Below are 17,422 nucleotides of genomic sequence, written 5' to 3'. Positions count from 1 at the left end.
CTTAAAAATCTTTTAATTTATCAGCATGTAGTTTTCTTAATTTGTTCAATTTTGGTCCTACTACCATGGCACAATATCCTTGATCAGGATTTTGTTTGTAGTAATTTTGATGGTAATCTTCTGCATCAAAATAATTAATTAATGGACTTATTTCTGTTACAATAGGATTGTCAAAATATTGTTGAACATCTTTAACAATTTGTTCTGCAATTAATTTTTGTTCCTTGTTGTGATAAAATATAGCAGAACGATATTGAGTTCCAACATCTGCTCCTTGTCTGTTTAGGGTAGTGGGGTCATGAGCAGTAAAGAATAAGAACAAAATTTCTTCAAAAGAAATGATATCTACATCAAATTCAACTCTTACCACCTCTGCATGTCCAGTTAAACCGGAACATACTTCTCTGTATGTAGGGGTACCTGGTACAGTTCCTCCACTATAACCAGAAATGGCTTTTTTTACTCCTTTAATTTCGTTAAAAAATGTTTCTACACACCAAAAACATCCTGCTCCAAGTGTAGCTTGTTCTATGTTTGCCATGTTATTTTTTAATTAAAGATTCTGAATTTACACAATAGCGCAATCCACTAGGTTCTGGTCCATCAGGAAAAATATGGCCTAAGTGACTATCACAATTATTACATTGAATTTCTACTCTAATCATACCGTGAGAGGTATCTTTAATATATTTTACAGCATTGTTTTTTACAGGTTGAGTAAAACTTGGCCATCCTGTACCAGATTCGAATTTAATCGTAGAATCAAACAACTCATTTCCACAACAAACACAGTTGTATATTCCTGCTTCGTGACTACTACAATAAGCACCTGTATGAGGCATTTCTGTTCCAGACATTCGAGTGATTTTATACTGTTCAGGTGTTAAAACTTCTTTCCATTCTTCTGTTGTTTTTTCTATTCTTTTATCGGGAGATGGATTTCCTTTTGAGGTAAAACTGATAATATCTTTCCAGGTAAGCATAAATTCTTATTGTTTTGTTGTATGAGTAGTAAAGCTAAGTAAAAACTTACAGGTAATAAACTTATAAATGTTTGTGTTTGTTTTTAGAATTAACATTCATAAAAACTAGTTTTTTACTATAAAGTAGTTAAATGCTTGCTAAATATATTACTTGGTATATACTCTAAATAAAATTGTATATTTATTATAAAAAACGAATGATTTTATTGCTTTTATATCTTTTTTTGGCACTATTTGTTTCTTTTGTGTGTTCAATTCTAGAGTCTGTACTGTTGTCTATTCCTCAGTCATTTTTAATAGTTAAACAAGAAAAAGGAGCTAGTTGGGCTAGCACTTTTATAGAATATAAAAGCAATATAGATAAGCCTTTGTCTGCTATTTTATCTATGAACACTGTTGCCCATACTATTGGAGCTGCAGGAGTTGGTGCCCAAGCTGTTAAAATATATGGTGAGGCTTCTTTTGGAATGGTGTCGGCAATACTAACCATTTTAATTTTAATTTTTACAGAAATCATTCCTAAAACAATGGGAGCTAAGTACTGGAGACAGTTGGCTGTAATTTCTGTACATACTATTAGTGGAATGGTGTTTTTAACCTATCCATTAGTATTGATGTCTGCATTGATAACCAAACTATTTTCATCAAATAAAAAAGAACAAACCACTAGTAGAGAAGAAATTGCAGCTTTGGCAAGTATTGGAGCTGATGAAGGAGTTTTTTCGGAAAAAGAGCACAAAATTATTCATAACATTTTAAGATTAAAAAATGTAAAAGTAGTAGAGATCATGACTCCAAGAGTTGTGGTAGTTGTTGCTGATGAAAACTTATTGTTAAATGATTTTTTAAAAAGTAAAGATTATTTAAAATACTCTAGAATTCCTGTTTATTCTGATAATGAAGAAAATATCACGGGATATGTGTTTAGGCAAGAGGTTTTTGAAAAATTAGCGGAAAACGAATATGAGTTAAAGTTAAAAGATATTAAAAGAGATATTTATGTAGTTTCTAATGATATTGTGTTGTTTTCTCTTTGGGAAAATTTGTTAGAGAAAAAAGAACACATTGCTTTAATTGTAGACCAATATGGAGGTTTAGATGGAATTGTAACCATGGAGGATATTATAGAAACACTTTTAGGTTTAGAAATTATGGATGAAAAAGATACCATTATTGATATGCAAAAATTTGCAAGAGAAAGATGGAAAACACGTCAGGCAAAATATAAATTACTTTATAAATTAAATAAAGAAATTAGATCTAATGATGATAAAAATGATGCTTAACTTCTTATAGAATCATGTTATAAATCATACAGTATATCGTATATTTGCATTCGATTTTTACATAAACAAATGTCAGAGAATTCTAAACAATCATCTGTAAATGAAGCAGAAGTAAAACAATGTATTCAAACAATTGAATCTTTGTTAGAAGATACCAATCAACTTTTTGAGATGCCAGAAGAACAACGTGTGGCTTTAATGAAAGTAGCAGGATTGTTGAGTAGGCCTACCAAAGAAGAGCAAGACAAGCGTAGAAAAAACGCAAAGAAAGCAGCAAAACGTAAACAACAAGAGAGAGATAAACATGCTCGAAAAGAAACAGGAATTCGTTCTGCTAGAGAATCGGCTGTTTTTGAAGCTCCAAAAATGTTGACTTTTACTGAGGTTAAAAAAGAGGATACTCCAGAGTTAGAGTCTCCTAGAAACTGTTATGTGTGTAAAACGTTGTATACCAAACTACATCATTTTTATGATAGTATGTGTACCGAGTGTGGAGATTTTAATTATGCTAAACGTTTCCAAACTGCTGATTTAACTGGTCAAGTAGCTATTATGACGGGATCTCGTTTAAAAATTGGTTATCATATCACTTTAATGATGTTACGTTCAGGAGCTACAGTAATTGCTACGACTCGTTTTCCTGCAGATTCTGCCATTCGTTTTGCCAAAGAAGCAGATTTTCACGAATGGGGACATCGTTTAAAAATTCATGGGTTGGATTTAAGACATATTCCAAGTGTAGAAATTTTCTGTAACTATATAGAGCAAAAATACGATAGACTAGATATTTTAATAAATAATGCCGCACAAACGGTAAGAAGACCAGCAGGTTTCTATACTCATATGATGGAAACAGAAGAGAAACCTTTGTCTGCTTTGCCTGTGAATGCTCAAGAACTATTAAGTGATCACTACGGTTGTTTAGAAGAGTTGAGCTTGTTAAGTGGTAGTGTAGTAGCAACCAATAAGAATGCACCAGTAAGTTGGCATGGAGAACAACCAGGAGTTGGATTAAGAGCTTCGGCTAAATTATCTCAAATTCCTTATAGTTTTGATAATTCTTTAGTAACCAATGAAGTGTTTCCTGAAGGGGAATTAGATGCAGATTTACAACAAGTTGATTTACGTAAAACTAATAGTTGGCGTTTAAAAATAGGTGAGATAGAAACTACAGAAATGGTAGAGGTTCAGTTGGTAAATTCTGTAGCACCTTTTGTGTTAATTAACCGTTTGGGTGAGTTGATGAAAAAGGAAAATACAGGAATGAAGCATATTATTAATGTATCTGCTATGGAAGGGAAGTTTTATAGGTTTAAAAAAGAAGATAGACATCCACATACCAATATGGCAAAGGCAGCTTTAAATATGTTAACTCATACTTCCGCATCAACATTTGCAAAACATGGAATTTATATGAATGCTGTGGACACAGGTTGGGTAACCGATGAAGATCCTGCTGAATTATCTAAGAAAAAAGTAGAAGTACACGATTTTCAGCCTCCGTTAGATATTGTTGATGGTGCAGCTCGTGTAATTGATCCGTTGTTTGATGGAATAAACACTGGAAAACATTGGTGTGGTAAGTTTTTAAAAGATTATATGCCTATTGATTGGTAGTTTTGGAAAGATGGTCGTTGGTAAAAGGTAAAAAGACGGAATGATTGAGAAAGTAATATTTGTTTAAATATATTCTTTTTTCCGTTTAAACACCAATTAATTAGGTCATCGAGCGGAGTCGAGATGTTAATATAGGAAAATATAAGAAAAGAGTAGCTAAACAGCTACTCTTTCTTGTTTTGGGGTTTATTTCTGGCAATAACTACATTTTGAATGTGAGCAATACTATAAGCTGCTACTTGAGCTCTAGTGGCTAAATCTCCTTCGTACAAACCATTAATAGTTTCTTTCCAGATACTTAACCAATGATCAAAATGTTTTTGAGTAATTATATGGTTAAAAGTAACATCTGTTGCCAAGTGTTTTTGAGTAGGATTTCCTTTAAATTTTGGAATTCCAAACAAATTTGTTTCCCAAAAATCAGTTAATTTTTCTAGGTGTGCTGGCCAATCTTTATTAGGAATCATTCTGTTAAAAATAGGACCTAATAAATCATCTTTTCTAATTTCATCATAAAAGGCACAAACCAATTTATAGATGTCTTTTCTATTTTGAATGTCTGTTTTCATAAAGTAATTGTTTAAAACAAAGCCACTGCCATTCCTAATAAAATGGCAATAAACTTAGGATAACTAAATTTATGGTTTTCTGAACTCTCAAAAAGAATTACGGTAGAAATATGTAAGAAAATTCCTATAATTAACGCTGTAATTTGATGTTGATAATCTTGGAAAAAGTAAATTTTAGAGGCTAAAAAACTTCCCAAAGGACTCATCAAAGCAAAAGTGGTCATAAAAAACACAACTTTTTTTAAATCGTATTCATGTTTTAAAAAGAAAGAAGTTAATACAATTCCTACGGGAACTTTGTGAATAACAATGGCCCATAAAAAGGATTCGTTATTGGTGTAACCTAAAGGAATTCCTTCGGAAAAAGCATGGATACATAAACTGATAAACAACATCCATGGAAATTGTTTTTTAGCATCGTGAATATGAACATGTCCGTGTTCCGCTCCTTTAGAAAAAGACTCTAATACTAACTGGATGATGATTCCAATTAAAATAAAAACGCCAACCATTTTGGTGTTGATGTTTTCTTTGTGGTTATGATTGTGTTCTAAAATTCCAAAAGCCTCTGGTAATAAATGACTAATCGTCATAGATAGTAAATAGGCACCGCTAAATGAAAGTAACAATTGAATGAACTTTTTGTTTGGCTGACTAATACTTACAAACAAGACACTTGCTAATACAGCAGAAATTAAATAAACGTAAATCATTTGGTTAAAATCAAGATAAGTCTATCCGAAGTTTTAATATCAAAATCAGATAAATTATAATCTCCAAAGATATGCTTAATTTTTAAATTGGCTTGCTTACAATACTCTTTGAATTTATCTAAATCTATGGCTTTTACACGTTCCTGAAAGTGTAGTTCTTCATCGTTTTCAGTTAAGTCTATTTCTTTGGTAATAAATCCATCTGTTACATGTCTTTTTATGTTAAAATTAATATCGTCACGTGTCACCACTTCAGCATTTACCAAGTTTTTAATCACTTTGTTTACATTCATATAATCAATTACAGCAACACCATTATCATTTAAACAAGCTTCAATATTTTGTAACACTTTTATGTCATCAAGGTCATCATCAAAATAACCAAAACTGGTAAACATGTTAAAAACGGCATCAACTTTTACAGTAAAAGGTTTACGCATGTCTTGAACAATAAATTTTAAAGTATTGTTGGCAAATTGGTTTGCATAATCTATACTGTTTTTAGACAAATCAGCACCAATAACAGGATATCCTAGAGAGTTTAAAAAAATGGAATGTCTTCCTTTTCCACAGGCTAAATCTAAAATAGAGTTGGTTTTAGGAAGTTTTAAAAACGAAACTAAATTTTGCATAAAATTTTTAGCTTCATCATTATTTCTGTTTTTGTATAAAATATGATAATAACGAGTGTTAAACCATTCGCTAAACCATGTCTTAGTATTCTCCATGTAATCTTTTAATTGAAGCCCAAATTTAGTTAATTTATTTCTTTGGTAGTTTTATTCGTTAAAACATTACAAAGAATTACTTTTGTAGTCTAAAAAATATAGAATGGGAGTTAATTTTAAAATGGTAGCCATTACCTTACAAGGTCTAGAAGAGGTTTTATCTAATGAGTTAAAGCAGTTAGGAGCTCAAGATGTAAAAGCTGGAGTTAGAATGGTAGAGTTTGTTGGTGATGAGGGATTTATGTACAAAGCAAATTTGTATTTAAGAACTGCCATTAGAATTTTAAAACCTATTATTAAGTTTAAGGTTAAAAACGAAGACGATTTATATAAGAATTTATTAAAAATTCGATGGGAAAAATATTTAGATGTAAATGGAACTTTTGCTACCAAAGGAACCAATCAGTTTGCAGGAATAACAAGTAATACCCATTATTTAGCTTTAAAAACCAAAGATGCCATAGCTGATTATTTTATGGCTAGGCACGATGCTAGACCTGATGTAGATATTAAACATCCGGATTTAAAAGTAAATGTACATATTGATAGATATGGTTTTTGTACCGTTTCCTTAGATAGTTCTGGAGACTCTTTACACAAAAGAGGGTATAGAGTAAATACCAACTTAGCACCTATAAACGAGGTTTTAGCAGCAGGTTTGGTATTGTTATCTGGTTATAATGGAGATCAGAATTTTATAGATCCCATGTGTGGTTCTGCAACAATATTAATTGAAGCAGCTATGGTGGCTTGTAATATTCCGGCAAACATTAACAGAAAAGAATTCGCTTTTGAAAAATGGAAAGATTTTGATGAAAATTTGTTTTTCGCTATTCAAGATTCATTGATTAAAAAGATTAGAGATCCACAGCATAAAATTATGGGGTTTGACAAAGCTCCTTCTGCTGTAAGAAAAGCAAATGAAAACATTGCTAGTGCTAATTTAGAAGAGTTTATAGGGGTTCATCATATTAACTTTTTCAATTCTAAAAAAGAAGTGTTTGGTCCTACTACTATATTGTTTAATCCACCGTATGGTGAGCGATTGAAGTTGGATGATCTTGAAGGTTTTTATAAAAGTATAGGAGATACTTTAAAGCACAATTATCATAACTCTACAGCCTGGTTTATTACTTCGGATATTGAAGCTTTAAAACATGTTGGTTTAAGAACAAGTAGAAGAATAGCGATTAAAAATAGCGATTTAGATTGTAAGTTTGTAAAGTATGAAATTTACGAAGGAAGTAAAAAAGCATCTAAAAATGATTATTAAAAAATGAGCTTGTTTGAAAAGTATTAGAAAACGTCATTATGAATTTAGTTCAGAATGACAATATACTGTTAAACGTAGTTATGAGAAACTGAAACAAGTTCAGTTTGACGAAAGTTTTACTTTTCAGGTAGTCCTTTTTCGTGTTATAAAATTGTTGTTGATATTTCCTAAATCTGATAATGTCACTTCGAGTTGAGTTTGTTGAAGCAAAGAGGAAACAAAGGAAGTATCGAGAAGTTGTTTAAGTAAGTTCTCGATGCAAACTTTTTACATTATATTTCAAAATTTTACTCGAACCGACAATAGTGAAAAAGATCAAACGTTGAATTTAAAATATTTGTAAATTATTCAATAGTATCATACTCTATTAAATACAAAAACTCATCATCTTTTTTATAATGGTATTTTTCTCTGGCATAATTATTAATGTTTTTTTGCACAGAGTGTTCTTCCATTGTTTTTCTATTTTTTTTAATTTCTGATTTGTAAAATTCAATAGATTTTTCAAGTTTGTCTATTTCTCTATTATATTCTAGTTGATATAAATAAGAGTTAGAGTCAAAAAAGAGCATCCAAATAATAAATATCACAATTATTATGGGACCAATAATTCTTTTATTTAAGAAGTACGTTTTCATTTAAGACTCCTTTTTTCTATTAATGATATTTGTAATACGTGTTTTTATAGATTTTTTATCTTCTGTATGATATCCATATGAATAAGAACCATAACCGTAACCATATCCATAACCATATCTGTAACCATATTTAGACGTTTGAGCAAAATCATTAACAATAAAAGCAATATTATTTACTTCATTATTGGTGTATTTTTGATCAATCATTTTCATCATTCCTTTTTTGGTATACCCTTGTCTTGTTACATATATGTTGGCATCGGAATAATCCATTAAATCTAAAGCATCAGAAACCAAACCAATAGGAGGGGTGTCAATGACAATATAGTCATATTTTCTTTTTAAATTTAAGAAAAGATCTTTTGTAGCTTGACTTAAGATTAATTCAGATGGGTTTGGAGGAATAGTTCCTGTTACAATAATGTCAAGATTGTTTATTTCTGTAGACTGAATAACTTCATCTAAAGAATGTTGACCAATAATATAATCAACCAATCCATAATTGTTTTCTAAGTGAAAATCTCTATGAATTTTTGGTTTTCTTAAATCAAATCCTAACAAAATGGTTTTTTTGCCACTTAAAGCAAAAGAACTAGCAATGTTCATAGATGTTACTGTTTTACCTTCTCCACTAATAGAAGAAGTACACAGAATGGTTTTGTTAGGTTTTTTAACATCTTCTTTATGAAATAAATAAGGAATATTAGATCGTAAAGCTCTGTATGATTCTGCAACAGATGATTTTGGATTGTTTAATAACACCAAGTTAGAGGCATTATTATTTTTTCCTACAACTCCTAAAACAGGAATGTTGTACAAGCGTTCTAATTGTTCTACAGTATAAATATTATCGTCTAAAGCTTCTATTATGGTAATAAAAATTAACGGTAGTATAATGGCTAATAAAATAGCAACTATATAATTAAATGATGATTTTGTAGCCAAAGGACCTTGACCAATATCTTTGGCATTGTCTATAATTTTTATACTTGATGAGTTTGCTGCAATAGCTGCACCGGCATCGTAACTTTTTTGCTTTAAATGATTGTAATTACTTTCGGAAATTGTGTAACTTTTTTCTAATTGAATTAATTGATATTCTTTGAGAGGTAAGTCTTTTATGGAGGTTTTAATATTGTTTAACTCTTCGGTTATTTTACGTGCTTTAATACCGTTATATTCTATAAGTGCATCAATTCTACTTTTAACATTTTGCTTAGAAAGTTTTATTTTGTTTTCTAAATCAATAAAATCTGGGTGAGTAGGGTATATATGATTTGATAATAATTTTTCTTTTAACAATAAAAAATTAATCAATTCAGTTAGGTTTGTTTGCAATCCTAAATCGCCCAATTCAGCTAAGGGAATATTTTTAATATCAACATCATTGGTTAAAGTATTGTTTTTTAACCTTAGCAATAATTCAGTATTATCTTTAATAGCCTTTTGTTGGTTGTTGTAATTTAAAATTTCTTGGTATGCTTGTTCTCCTTCACTAGATAGTTTAATTGCGTTTTTAGATTTAAAACTAATTAACTGATCTTCTAATTCTTTCAACTTATCAGATTCTATATAAAACAAAGAATCAATAAAATTTTTAGTTTTTACAGCATATTCAATTTTGGTGTTTTTTTCAGCCTCTCCAAGAACATAAACAGTTTTGTTTATATAATCAATTAAACGTTTTTTGTTGGCTCCTTGTAAACTTAATGTTAGTAATGATGTACCTGTAACGGCAGTATTAATATCAATTCCTTTATAATTAGCCACTGTTCCATTAAAAGAGCTAAAACTAATATAATAAGGAGTGTTTAAATTAGGTTTATTGGTTAAATGAAGATCAAACTCACAAAAAGGAGTTTTAATACTTTTTTTGATGTTGAATTTTTTGGTGTAAACACTGTTGTCTAAAGTCGTGTTTTTAGAGGTATGATTACTATAGTTGTATAAATTGATGTTGTTTCCGTTTTCTTTTAAATCTAAAGATACTTCCACAGTATTTTCATCGGTAAAAATCAATTGTACTTTATGTCCTTGTACCTGATAACTTTCAGGATTGTTTATTTTAATTACAAAAGGAGTGTAGCCATAAATATCTTTATATCTAGTTTCTAAGAGTATTTGTTCTTTTTGTAAATAATTGATGTAAAACTGTAATTCTGAAACTACTTTTTCATTATGAGTTCTAGATTTAAAGTCTGCTTTTACAGACTCTACCATATTACTTGCTCCTCCCCAATTAAAAGAAATATTGGTGCTGGCAGAAAGCATTGGATTTGTTTTTTCATCAATGGTAATTAAACTAGAAATTTTATAAGAGTTTGTTCCCATCATGTTTTTGTACTTAGCAAATGCTAATGATATTACAACGGATAGAACAAATAGTTTCCAGTAACTAAAAACTTTTAATAAATAACTTTTTATATCTATAGACCCAAATTCCTTGGTAAGGTCTTTTATGTTTTTTGTAGACATTAACTTGTTTTATAGTGAATTAATGAATAAATAAGTAGTTATAGCAACAGTAAATGTTGATAAAATAGTATTAAACACACTTAATCCGGTAGTACCTAAACCAATTGGTTTTTGCTTAATAGGTTTAATATTAATAATATCGTTGTTTTTAATTAAAAAAACATCAGAATTAAATGTTTTAATATCGGTAAGGTCTATTTCGTACTTTTTTAATCCATTTTCTTCTTGTCTAATAACTTCTATATTGGTTCTGTTACCATATTCAGTAATGTCTCCAGAATTTGCAATGGCATCAATAATATTGGCTTCGTACTGCATTAAATAACTCGTTCCTGGTTTTTCTATTTGTCCTATAATGGTGTATTTAATTCCAGCATACTTAACATCAACAAAAAAACTGTCTTTATTTTGTATATACTTAGCAAGTTCTTTTTCAATGTTAATTCTAATTTCATCAGTAGAATATCCTAAAACATTCATTTCTCCAATATAAGGTAGTCTTATATTTCCATGAGGATCAATTCTGTATCCAGATAAATATGGGTTTATATTCATTACACCACCTGTTTGTTGTCCTCCCTCAGCTAAAGAGTTAAAGAAATTTGTTAATTCCTCATCTTTTGAATTTACTTTAATAATAAGAATATCATTAACCTGAGTTTTAAAAGTCTTGTGTTGTAAATTGTAAATTTCTTCAGTAGTACTTCCTTGTAAATAAGTAGTTCTTTTGTTACTAACGCAAGAAATTAAAAAAGGAATAGACAGAAAGGCAATAAGGAGTTTTTTCATTTAACTATAATAATGGCTCTAAGCACAAATATAAAACTATAAATTTGAGTATCTAATTTTAATTTGCTTTACTTTTACAGCTGTTTTTATTGTTATTTATGATTAAAAAGTATATAAAGTTTTTAACAAAAGCAACCAATCAACATGGTGTTCATTCTCCATTTATTTATGGTTTGGTTACGGAATGTATTTATAAAAAATCGTCTAAAAATATTATACGTAAATACAGGGGGTATAGAGATTGTTTAAAACAATCTAAACAAATAATTACCATTACTGATTTTGGTGCAGGGTCTAGAGTTTTTAAAAACAACCAAAGAAAAATATCCGATTTGATTAGCAAAGTAAGTGTTAGTGAAAAATACGGATTGCTGTTAAATAGGTTAGTTAATTATTTAGAAATTAACAATGTGTTAGAGTTGGGAACTTCTGTAGGAGTAGGAACTTATGCTGTAGTTTTAGATAATTTGAATGTTAAAATAGATACTGTTGAAGGCTGTAAAGAAACTTTAAATGTAGCTGTAAATCAATTTAAAAAGTATGAAGTAGATTCACAAATCACTACATATCAAGGAGATTTTAAAGAGGTTATTCCTGCTTTAACATCTAATAAAAAATACGATTTAATTTACTTTGACGGCAATCATCAAAAAGAACCTACACTGGAATATTTTAAAGAATGTTTAAAAGCCAAACACAATAATTCGGTTTTTATTTTTGATGATATTTATTGGTCTAATGAAATGGAACAAGCATGGGGAGAGATTAAAAACCATCCAGAAGTTAAAGTCACGGTAGATTTATTTCAATGGGGTTTGGTTTTTTTTAGAAGAGAACAAGAAAAGGAACATTTTAAAATAAGGTTTTAACAATGAAAATTTATACAAAAACAGGCGATGCAGGAGAAACTTCGTTATTTGGAGGAAAAAGAGTTTCTAAATCGCATATTAGAATTGATGCTTATGGAACGGTAGATGAATTAAATTCGTACATAGGTTTGTTAAGAGATCAAGATATAGACCTACACCATAAAATGTTTTTAACAAATATTCAGCAAGAATTATTTGTTGTTGGAGCTTTTTTAGCCACTCCCAAAGAGAGTGAAACTCTAAAAAATGGTGAAAACAGGTTAAAATTAGATGTTTTTGGAGAAAAAGAGATTGCTGTTTTAGAAAAAGAAATTGATGCTCTTGATGGGCTATTAGCACCAATGACACATTTTATTTTACCGGGAGGAAACATAGCTGTGTCACACTGTCATGTTGCAAGAACAATCTGTCGTAGAGCAGAGCGTATCTGTGTTTTATTACAAACACAAGAGGCTGTCAATTCAGGTATTCTTAAGTATTTAAATAGGTTGTCAGACTACTTATTTGTGTTGGCACGAATGTTGTCAAAACAATTACAAGCGGATGAAGTAAAGTGGATTCCGGCTAAAAAGAAATAAGTTCTTTAAAAAACGAAAAAAAACTTGACTTTTTTAATTAAAAAATTATTTTTGCAATAATTATAATTTGATAAAGAAATGTATTGGACTTTAGAATTAGCTAACTATTTAGCAGATGCACCTTGGCCAGCTTCAAAAGATGAATTGATAGATTTTGCAATTAGAACGGGAGCTCCACTAGAAGTTGTAGAAAATTTACAAAGTTTAGAGGATGAAGGTGAAATTTACGATGATATCGTAGAAATATGGCCAGATTATCCTACTGAAGAAGATTATCTTTGGAACGAAGAAGAATATTAAAATATTTGAATATTAAATAAAAAAAAGTCTCAATTAAGAGGCTTTTTTTTATTTAATTTCAAGACATAAAACAATAAATGATGGGCATATTAGACTCAGTGTTAAAAGTATTTGTTGGAGACAAACAACAAAAAGATTTAAAATTATTAAAACCAATAGTGGGGGAAGTAAGAGCTTTTGAAGAAGCTTTTAAAAAATTATCTATTGATGAATTAAGGGCTAAAACAGTTGAGTTTAAAGATTTAATAGCGGCAGAAACCAAAACTATTGAAGAAGAAATTACTGCGTTAGAAGAGAAAGCAAAAAATGCTCCTATTGATGGTAAAGAAGCTATTTACAACCAAATAGATGCTTTACAAGATCAAGCATATCAAGCTTCAGAAAAAGTATTAAATCAAATTCAAGCGGAAGCTTTTGCTGTCATTAAAGAAACAGCAAGACGTTTTACAGAAAACACCCAAATAGAAGTAACTGCTACTACATTTGACAGAGAATTATCTGCAGACAAAGAATATGTAGAATTACTTGGTGAAGATAAAGCGGTTTGGCATAACTCATGGGATGCATCAGGAACACAAGTAACTTGGAATATGGTTCATTATGATGTTCAGTTAATTGGAGGTTCTGTATTACATCAAGGTAAAATTGCCGAAATGATGACAGGGGAAGGTAAGACGTTAGTGGCAACCTTACCAATCTACTTAAACGCACTATCAGGAAAAGGAGTACACGTTGTAACCGTAAACGATTATTTGGCAAAACGTGATAGCGCTTGGATGGCACCTTTGTTTCAGTTCCATGGTTTAACAATTGACTGTATAGATCATCACCAACCAAATTCTGATGCTCGTAGAAAAGCTTATAATGCAGATATAACTTACGGAACAAATAACGAATTTGGTTTTGATTATTTGCGTGATAACATGGCTAGTACTTTAAAAGATTTGGTACAACGTAAACCAAATTATGCCATTGTTGATGAAGTAGATTCTGTGTTAATTGATGATGCTCGTACACCATTAATTATTTCTGGTCAAGTTCAAGATGGAGATAGACATGAATTTAACGAGTTAAAACCTAAAGTTGCAGATATTGTTGCTTTACAAAGTAAATATTTGGTTGGAGTTTTAGCAAATGCTAAAAAATTAATCAAAGAAGGAGATACCAAAGAAGGAGCTTTTCAATTATTAAGAGTTTATAGAGGTTTACCTAAAAACAAAGCGTTGATTAAATTCTTGTCTCAAGAAGGAATTAAGCAGTTGTTACAAAAAACGGAAAACCACTACATGGCAGATAATAACAAAGAAATGCCTGTGGTAGATAAAGAATTGTATTTTGTGATTGAAGAAAAAAACAATTCTATTGAGTTAACAGAAAAAGGAATTGCCACTCTATCAGGAGATCAAGGAGGTGATTTTTTCCTATTACCTGATATCGGAATAAAAATAGGACAAATAGATAGTTCAGATATTTCTGATGAAGAAAAAGTAGAACAAAAAGAAGAATTATATAGAGATTTTAGCATTAAAAGTGAAAGAATTCACACTTTAAATCAATTGTTAAAAGCCTATACTTTGTTTGAAAAAGACACAGAGTATGTGGTTATGGATAACAAGGTAAAGATTGTTGATGAACAAACAGGACGTATTATGGAAGGACGTCGTTATTCTGATGGTTTACACCAAGCAATTGAAGCCAAAGAAAATGTTAAAATTGAAGCAGCTTCTCAAACATACGCAACAGTAACTTTACAAAATTACTTTAGAATGTATCGCAAACTTTCTGGTATGACGGGTACTGCGATTACAGAAGCTGGAGAATTTTGGCAAATTTATGAATTGGATGTAGTTGAAATTCCAACCAACAAACCTATTGCAAGAGAAGACAAAGAAGATTTAATTTATAAGACACAGCGCGAAAAGTACAATGCTGTTATAGAAGATATTGTAAAATTAGTAGAAGCAGGTAGGCCAGTCTTAGTGGGTACAACCTCTGTAGAAATTTCTGAATTATTAGGTAGAATGTTATCTATCAGAAAAATTAAACACAATGTATTAAACGCTAAATTACACAAAAAAGAAGCAGATATTGTTGCAGAAGCTGGTAAGCCAGGAATTGTAACTATTGCAACCAACATGGCAGGTCGTGGTACCGATATTAAATTGTCTGAAGAAGTAAAAGCAGCAGGTGGTTTGGCTATTATAGGTACAGAACGTCACGATTCTCGTCGTGTAGACCGTCAGTTACGTGGTCGTGCAGGTCGTCAAGGTGATGTAGGTTCTTCTCAATTCTACGTATCTTTAGAAGATAACTTAATGCGTTTGTTTGGTTCTGATAGAATTGCCAAAATGATGGATAGAATGGGGTTAGAAGAAGGAGAAGTTATTCAACACTCTATGATTACCAAGTCTATTGAAAGAGCACAGAAAAAAGTTGAAGAAAACAACTTTGGTATTCGTAAGCGTTTGTTAGAATATGATGATATTATGAACTCTCAGCGTGAAGTAGTGTACAAGCGTAGACGTCATGCTTTAGACGGTAAACGTTTACAAGTAGATATTGCTAATATGATTTACGATGCTTGTGCATCTATAGTAGATGATAATAAATTAACCAATGACTTTAAAAATTTTGAGTTTGAGTTAATTGTAAGTACTTCTATGAGTTCTCCTTTTACAGAAGAAGAGTTTAGCAATACACAACCACAAGAACTGTCTGATAAGTTATATGAAGTAGTCATGAAACACTACTCAGATAAAATGGCTAGAAACGCCAATACAGCTTATCCAATTATTAAAAACGTATTTGAAAACGAGGGAGATAGATATGAGCGTATTGTAGTTCCTTTTAGTGATGGTGTTAAGACTTTAAGAGTTGTTACTGACTTAAAAAAATCATATGAATCTGAAGGTGCAGAGTTAATTTCTGATTTTGAGAAAAACATCACCTTAGCGATTATTGATGATGAGTGGAAAGATCATTTACGTAAAATGGATGATTTAAAACAATCTGTTCAAAATGCATCTTACGAGCAAAAAGATCCTTTGTTAATTTATAAGTTTGAAGCTTTTGAATTATTCAAAAAGATGTTGGATAAAATAAATAAAGAAGTTTTATCATTCTTGTTTAAAGGTGAGTTGCCAGAAAGCAACCAACAAATATCTGAAGCTAAAGAACAAAGAACACAACAAAATGTTCAAATTTCAAAGCAAGAAGTTTTAAATTCGTCAGAGGCAGCAAACAGACAAGCTATTCAGAATTCTCAATCGCCAGAGCAGGCTAGACCAGAAACAATGGTGAGAGAACAGCCAAAAATTGGTAGAAATGATAAAGTAATCATTCAGAATGTACAAACTGGTGAGAAAAAAGAAACCAAGTTTAAACAAGCTATTCCTTTGTTAGAAACAGGTAAGTGGGTTATTACAGGATTGGCATAAAAAATAAAGGAACCTGATGGATTTTTATTCATCGGGTTTTCTTTTTCTAAAATTTTTTTGAGTTTCTTTAATACTTTATTAAAGATTTTTTTTAATTTATATATAATAAATGTATTTACAGTCATTAAATTATTTTAGAGCAATTGCTATAATTTTTGTTATTTCTAGTCATGTTTTTTATTTAGTAGAGTATAATCCTAGTTCAGTATTTGAACTTTTTATTTATAATACAATTGTAGGTAGTTCAACTCCTTTTGTATTTATATCAGGGTTTTTATTTCATCATGTATTTTGTGAAAAATATAAATTCAAACAATTTTTAGGTAACAAAATTAAGTATGTATTATTGCCATACTTATTAATGTCTATTGCAGCGATCTTATTTATTTTGTATAAAATATATATTGATACTTTAGATGTTAGTATAAATGATAATTTAAGTTATATTAAAACCATTCTTTTTTATTATGTAACAGGTAGCCATATAGTAGCTTATTGGTATGTTCCGTTTGTTATGTTGTTGTTTTTAACCTCTCCACTTCATGTTTTATTTATAAATAAATTAAAAACAAAACAACAAATTATAATTACTTTGATTTTTTTGTTTATTTCAGTTTTAGTTCATAGACCTAATACTGGTTATATCTTCAAAGCAATTCAGGCTGTGTTTTATTATACTCCTGTATATTTAATAGGTATTATATGCTCTATGAATAAAGAATATTTATATCGTAAATTTAAAAAAAAGGAATTGTTATTATTCTGTGGGTTTTTAATTTTTGTGTTTTTTCAAATATATTTTAATAGTAACGGAAATTCTTTTAAATCGCCATTTAAGTTTGAAGGATTTGATTTGATGATTTTACAAAAAATTTTATTATCAATTTTCTTGTTCGTAATACTTCATAAATTAGAATCTATTAAAATCCCTTTTTTAAATATAGTAGCAAAATATAGTTTTGGTATGTTTTTTATTCATGGGTATGTTATGTATGCCTATGGTATTGTTTTAAATAAATTTATATCCCCATCTTTTATGAATAATTATAGTTTTTGTATTTATTTGGGGTCTAGTATTATTATAATTTTTATTTCACTATTGCTTGTTATGCTTATAAAAAAAGTATTTAATAATAAGAGTAGATATTTAATTGGTTCCTAAGTTTA

At 29.8% G+C, this 17,422-nt stretch carries 16 protein-coding genes; 8 read left to right on the top strand and 8 right to left on the bottom strand.

What is annotated here, in order from left to right; all coding sequences use genetic code 11:
* Position 1: 1 nt before the first annotated feature.
* Together msrA and msrB are read right to left on the bottom strand one after the other, a co-directional pair.
* On the bottom strand, positions 2-541 hold the full coding sequence (msrA, locus tag ACXGQT_RS03140) for a peptide-methionine (S)-S-oxide reductase MsrA (protein ID WP_457829948.1): 540 nt from the start codon (positions 539-541) through the stop codon (positions 2-4).
* 1 nt (position 542) lies between these two features.
* Positions 543-983 carry a peptide-methionine (R)-S-oxide reductase MsrB gene (gene msrB, locus ACXGQT_RS03135; RefSeq protein WP_457829947.1) on the bottom strand — a complete coding sequence of 147 codons (441 nt, stop codon included), beginning with the start codon at positions 981-983 and terminating at the stop codon, positions 543-545.
* Between the two features lie 197 nt (positions 984-1,180).
* Between msrB and ACXGQT_RS03130 the strand changes: the two genes are divergently transcribed.
* Complete coding sequence (locus ACXGQT_RS03130) at positions 1,181-2,269, top strand: CNNM domain-containing protein (RefSeq protein WP_457829946.1); 1,089 nt, start codon at positions 1,181-1,183, stop codon at positions 2,267-2,269.
* A 69-nt stretch (positions 2,270-2,338) separates the two neighbouring features.
* Entirely contained in the window at positions 2,339-3,886 is a 1,548-nt protein-coding gene (locus ACXGQT_RS03125; RefSeq protein ID WP_457829945.1) for an SDR family NAD(P)-dependent oxidoreductase, read from the top strand.
* A gap of 164 nt (positions 3,887-4,050) precedes the next feature.
* Here the strand turns inward: ACXGQT_RS03125 and ACXGQT_RS03120 are convergent, their stop codons facing one another.
* From ACXGQT_RS03120 to ACXGQT_RS03110, 3 genes are read right to left on the bottom strand one after another with little or no spacing between them, the layout of a single operon-like run.
* Positions 4,051-4,455, bottom strand: a complete 405-nt coding sequence (locus ACXGQT_RS03120; RefSeq protein ID WP_457829944.1) for a group III truncated hemoglobin — start codon at positions 4,453-4,455, stop codon at positions 4,051-4,053.
* 11 nt (positions 4,456-4,466) lie between these two features.
* A complete protein-coding gene (locus ACXGQT_RS03115; protein ID WP_457829943.1) occupies positions 4,467-5,168 on the bottom strand; it encodes a ZIP family metal transporter in 702 nt (233 codons plus the stop codon).
* Positions 5,165-5,896, bottom strand: coding sequence for a class I SAM-dependent methyltransferase (locus tag ACXGQT_RS03110; RefSeq protein WP_457829942.1), 732 nt, complete (start codon positions 5,894-5,896; stop codon positions 5,165-5,167). Before ACXGQT_RS03110 ends, ACXGQT_RS03115 begins: the two co-directional genes overlap by 4 nt.
* A 103-nt stretch (positions 5,897-5,999) precedes the next feature.
* On the opposite strand from ACXGQT_RS03110, the gene ACXGQT_RS03105 reads away from it, so the two are divergent.
* Positions 6,000-7,169 carry a THUMP domain-containing class I SAM-dependent RNA methyltransferase gene (locus ACXGQT_RS03105; RefSeq protein ID WP_457829941.1) on the top strand — a complete coding sequence of 390 codons (1,170 nt, stop codon included), beginning with the start codon at positions 6,000-6,002 and terminating at the stop codon, positions 7,167-7,169.
* Between the two features lie 344 nt (positions 7,170-7,513).
* On the opposite strand, the gene ACXGQT_RS03100 is transcribed toward ACXGQT_RS03105, so the two are convergent.
* The 3 genes from ACXGQT_RS03100 to ACXGQT_RS03090 are packed head-to-tail and all read right to left on the bottom strand — an operon-like array spanning position 7,514 to position 11,071.
* Entirely contained in the window at positions 7,514-7,807 is a 294-nt protein-coding gene (locus ACXGQT_RS03100) for a septum formation initiator (RefSeq protein WP_457829940.1), read from the bottom strand.
* Positions 7,808-10,282, bottom strand: a complete 2,475-nt coding sequence (locus ACXGQT_RS03095) for a polysaccharide biosynthesis tyrosine autokinase (RefSeq protein ID WP_457829939.1) — start codon at positions 10,280-10,282, stop codon at positions 7,808-7,810.
* A 9-nt stretch (positions 10,283-10,291) separates the two neighbouring features.
* Positions 10,292-11,071 carry a polysaccharide biosynthesis/export family protein gene (locus ACXGQT_RS03090; RefSeq protein ID WP_457829938.1) on the bottom strand — a complete coding sequence of 260 codons (780 nt, stop codon included), beginning with the start codon at positions 11,069-11,071 and terminating at the stop codon, positions 10,292-10,294.
* Between the two features lie 98 nt (positions 11,072-11,169).
* Between ACXGQT_RS03090 and ACXGQT_RS03085 the strand changes: the two genes are divergently transcribed.
* From ACXGQT_RS03085 to ACXGQT_RS03065, 5 genes are all read left to right on the top strand, one after another.
* Positions 11,170-11,940: an O-methyltransferase gene (locus ACXGQT_RS03085; protein ID WP_457829937.1), complete on the top strand. Its 771-nt coding sequence runs from the start codon at positions 11,170-11,172 to the stop codon at positions 11,938-11,940.
* A 2-nt stretch (positions 11,941-11,942) separates the two neighbouring features.
* Entirely contained in the window at positions 11,943-12,518 is a 576-nt protein-coding gene (locus ACXGQT_RS03080) for a cob(I)yrinic acid a,c-diamide adenosyltransferase (protein ID WP_457829936.1), read from the top strand.
* Between the two features lie 78 nt (positions 12,519-12,596).
* Positions 12,597-12,818 carry a DUF2795 domain-containing protein gene (locus tag ACXGQT_RS03075; protein WP_068825177.1) on the top strand — a complete coding sequence of 74 codons (222 nt, stop codon included), beginning with the start codon at positions 12,597-12,599 and terminating at the stop codon, positions 12,816-12,818.
* Between the two features lie 80 nt (positions 12,819-12,898).
* Positions 12,899-16,255 carry a preprotein translocase subunit SecA gene (gene secA, locus ACXGQT_RS03070; RefSeq protein ID WP_457829935.1) on the top strand — a complete coding sequence of 1,119 codons (3,357 nt, stop codon included), beginning with the start codon at positions 12,899-12,901 and terminating at the stop codon, positions 16,253-16,255.
* A gap of 109 nt (positions 16,256-16,364) precedes the next feature.
* A complete protein-coding gene (locus tag ACXGQT_RS03065; RefSeq protein ID WP_457829934.1) occupies positions 16,365-17,417 on the top strand; it encodes an acyltransferase family protein in 1,053 nt (350 codons plus the stop codon).
* Positions 17,418-17,422: the final 5 nt, after the last annotated feature.

This window comes from Wenyingzhuangia sp. IMCC45467 (assembly GCF_054111205.1).
This window is presented reverse-complemented; position numbering and strand designations above follow the sequence as displayed.